Source organism: Shewanella sp. 11B5, from assembly GCF_002836795.1.
In the GTDB taxonomy this organism is placed as follows: domain Bacteria; phylum Pseudomonadota; class Gammaproteobacteria; order Enterobacterales; family Shewanellaceae; genus Shewanella; species Shewanella frigidimarina.
In genome coordinates, this window is record NZ_PJAP01000602.1 from 1 (window position 1) to 3,915 (window position 3,915).

At 42.7% G+C, this 3,915-nt stretch carries 3 protein-coding genes; 1 reads left to right on the forward strand and 2 read right to left on the reverse strand.

The window, feature by feature from the left end:
* Positions 1 to 428 (reverse strand): transcriptional regulator NrdR (gene nrdR / locus CXF78_RS13975; RefSeq protein WP_102037140.1); only part of this gene is annotated, 428 nt, incomplete at its 3' end.
* A gap of 114 nt (positions 429 to 542) precedes the next feature.
* Positions 543 to 1,796, reverse strand: a complete 1,254-nt coding sequence (gene glyA, locus CXF78_RS13980) for a serine hydroxymethyltransferase (RefSeq protein WP_011636507.1) — start codon at positions 1,794 to 1,796, stop codon at positions 543 to 545.
* Positions 1,797 to 2,057: 261 nt separating this feature from the next.
* Here glyA and ettA point away from each other — a divergent pair, with 261 nt between their 5' ends.
* Positions 2,058 to 3,725, forward strand: a complete 1,668-nt coding sequence (ettA, locus tag CXF78_RS13985) for an energy-dependent translational throttle protein EttA (RefSeq protein WP_011636506.1) — start codon at positions 2,058 to 2,060, stop codon at positions 3,723 to 3,725.
* Positions 3,726 to 3,915 lie beyond the last annotated feature (190 nt).

A 3,915-nucleotide genomic window follows, 5' to 3' on the forward strand; every position in this document is an offset into this window, starting at 1 on the left:
GCTTCACCAAATTGGGATACATCTTCAAATGCGCGATAAACCGATGCAAAGCGGATATATGCCACCTTATCAAGGCTCATCAACTGTTCCATCATCAGATTACCAATCATTTCAGAATTCACTTCACGCTCACCTGTCGCGCGCAGCGTTGATTTGATTTTAGTTAATGCTTGCTCAATTTCATCAATTGAGACTGGACGTTTTTCGACCGCACGTAGCATGCCGCCACGCAACTTTTCTTCATCGAATGGTTGTCGAGTGCCGTCGCGTTTGATGACGCGAGGCATGACTAATTCTGCGCCTTCAAACGTGGTGAAACGTTCATGGCATTCAGTACATTCCCGGCGGCGACGTACTTGGTGACCATCAGCCACTAATCGAGAATCTATAACTTTGGTATCGGTCGCGCTACAAAAAGGGCAATGCATTGAACCTCCTGCAGAAAAAAACAAAATGGCCGCTAACAATTAGCGGCCATTAAAGTTTATCCTATTTGTTGAACAAGGTTAACCTAAACCTGTATCAACAAACATCCAATACGATTAACCGTATACAGGGAATCGAGCACATAAGGCTAAAACTTGGCCTTTGACGCGGTCGGTTACAACAGTATTAGTTGCATCATCAAGAATGTCACAAATCCAACCGGTCAATTCTTTCGCTTCTGCTTCTTTAAAGCCACGACGAGTGATTGCTGGCGAACCAATACGGATACCAGAGGTAACAAACGGTGAACGAGGATCGTTAGGCACTGAGTTTTTATTAACAGTAATGTTTGCGCTGCCTAATGCGGCATCAGCTTCTTTACCGGTTAAATCACGACCAATTAAGTCAACCAACATTAGATGGTTTTCAGTACCGCCAGAAACGATTTTATAACCGCGAGCTAAAAACACTTCAACCATGGCTTTCGCGTTTTTAACCACTTGCTGCTGGTATACTTTGAATTCTGGCTCTAATGCTTCTTTAAATGCAACCGCTTTACCCGCGATAACATGCATTAAAGGACCACCTTGGCCACCCGGGAATACCGCTGAGTTCAACTTCTTATACAACACTTCATCATCGGCTGCAGAAATAATAATCCCGCCACGAGGACCCGCTAATGTTTTATGAGTTGTAGACGTAACCACGTGTGCATGAGGAACTGGCGTTGGATAAACACCAGCAGCAATTAAGCCTGCTACGTGTGCCATATCAACAAATAAGTATGCACCAATTTTGTCTGCAATTTCGCGCATTCTTGCCCAATCAACAATACCTGAGAATGCAGAGAATCCGCCGATAATCATTTTAGGCTTATGCTCAATGGCTAAGCGTTCCATTTCGTCATAATCAATTTTGCCAGCTTCATCGATACCGTAAGGAATGATGTTGTAAAGCTTGCCAGAAAAATTCACTGGTGAACCATGGGTCAAATGACCACCATGAGCAAGGTTCATCCCTAAAACGGTATCACCCGGTTGTAACAACGCCATAAATACTGCGCTGTTTGCTTGCGAGCCTGAGTGAGGCTGTACGTTGGCATAAGTTGCACCAAATAATTCTTTTGCGCGTTCAATAGCCAATGTTTCAACAACATCAACGTATTCGCACCCACCATAATAACGCTTGCCTGGATAACCTTCAGCATACTTGTTAGTTAACTGTGAACCTTGCGCTTCCATCACACGTGGACTGGTATAGTTTTCAGACGCAATCAATTCAATGTGTTCTTCTTGACGACAAGTTTCATCTTCAATGGCTTTAAATAATTCTGGATCATAATCCGCAATATTCATCGCTTTCTTCAACATGGTAGCTCCAACATCATTATATAAATAGTAGGGTTGCGCGGTATTCTACTCTGCAACGATAATGATTTACAGTACAAACAACATGAAATTCACTGTGTTCTGAATACAAAACGATTCATGTTATTAATGCTAAGCTAGCAGATTCTTTAGCGAATTGAGTCTAAAAAGCACGTTAGATAAAATCACACAATTGCCTGTTGAGTTCAGCAGATAATACAGTAGAATTATCACCATCTTTGTTGACAATTAGACAATATAATTATGGCTCAATTTGTATACAGCATGCTTCGTGTGGGTAAAATTGTCCCACCTAAAAAGCAAATATTAAAAGACATTTCATTAAGCTTCTTTCCTGGCGCCAAAATTGGTGTACTCGGGTTAAACGGTTCAGGTAAATCAACATTGCTGCGCATCATGGCGGGAATAGATACCGAAATTGAAGGTGAAGCACGCCCAATGCCTGGGTTAAAAATTGGCTACCTACCGCAGGAACCGCGCTTAAACGAACAACAAACTGTGCGCGAAGCCGTTGAAGAAGCCCTAAGCGAAGCTAAAAATGCACTAATACGCTTAGACGAGGTCTATTCTGCTTATGCTGAGCCCGATGCAGACTTCGACGCACTTGCAAAAGAGCAAGGCGAATTAGAAGCCATCATCCAATCTCAAGATGCACATAATCTTGATCATATTCTTGAACGTGCTGCTAACGCATTACGTCTCCCCGATTGGGATGAGAAAATTGCCGTACTCTCTGGTGGTGAACGTCGCCGAGTGGCCATTTGTCGTTTATTGCTTGAAAAACCAGAAATGCTATTACTCGACGAACCAACCAACCATTTGGATGCCGAGTCAGTGGCATGGTTAGAGCACTTTTTACAAGAATATAACGGCACTGTGGTCGCTATTACTCACGACCGTTATTTCTTAGATAATGCAGCAGGTTGGATTTTAGAACTCGACCGCGGCGAAGGTATTCCGTGGGAAGGTAACTACTCATCTTGGCTTGAACAAAAAGATGCGCGTTTGTCCCAAGAATCGTCCACAGAAAGCGCACGCCAGAAAACCATTGCTAAAGAATTAGAGTGGGTACGCCAAGGTGCTAAAGGTCGTCAATCAAAAGGTAAAGCCCGTATGGCTCGCTTTGAAGAATTGAACACCAACGATTACCAAAAGCGTAACGAGACCAATGAACTGTTTATCCCACCAGGACCTCGCTTAGGCGACAAAGTCATTGAAGTAACTAATTTAACCAAGTCATATGGTGACCGCGTACTGATTGATGATTTGACATTCACGGTTCCTAAGGGCGCGATCGTCGGTATTATTGGTGCTAACGGTGCGGGTAAATCAACCTTATTCAAAATGATCTCAGGCGAAGAACAACCAGACAGTGGCTCTATTTCTGTCGGTGATTCGGTTCAAATTGCCTCGGTTGATCAGTTCCGTGATTCGATGAATGACAAAAATACCGTGTGGCAAGAGATTTCTGGCGGCCAAGATATTATGCGCATCAACAACACTGAAATTTCTAGCCGTGCTTACGTAGGCCGTTTTAACTTCCGTGGTGGCGATCAACAGAAAATTATTGGTTCATTATCGGGTGGTGAGCGCAACCGAGTTCACTTAGCTAAGTTATTACAAGCCGGTGGCAACGTATTGTTACTCGACGAACCCACCAACGACTTGGATGTTGAAACATTACGAGCACTAGAAGAAGCGTTATTAGAGTTCCCTGGTTGTGCAATGGTTATTTCCCATGACCGTTGGTTCCTTGACCGTATTGCGACCCATATATTGGATTACCGTGATGAAGGTAAAGTGAGTTTCTATGAAGGTAACTACACTGAGTATTCAACTTGGTTAAAGGCCACCTTAGGCACCGATGTAGTGGAACCGCATCGATTAAAATATAAGCGCTTAAATAAGTAATCTGTCTGTAATAAAAGTGTTGAATAATAAAGCAGAGCCTTAGCACTCTGCTTTATTATATTAGCCACTCTTTGAAAGACTATTGTCGATATTGAACAATTGAGATACCGACATGTGTCAAAAATTTGTCAATTTATTGTGAGCAATGCACCACAATCTGTTTGTAAAGCAAAAATAACTTCAGTATTAT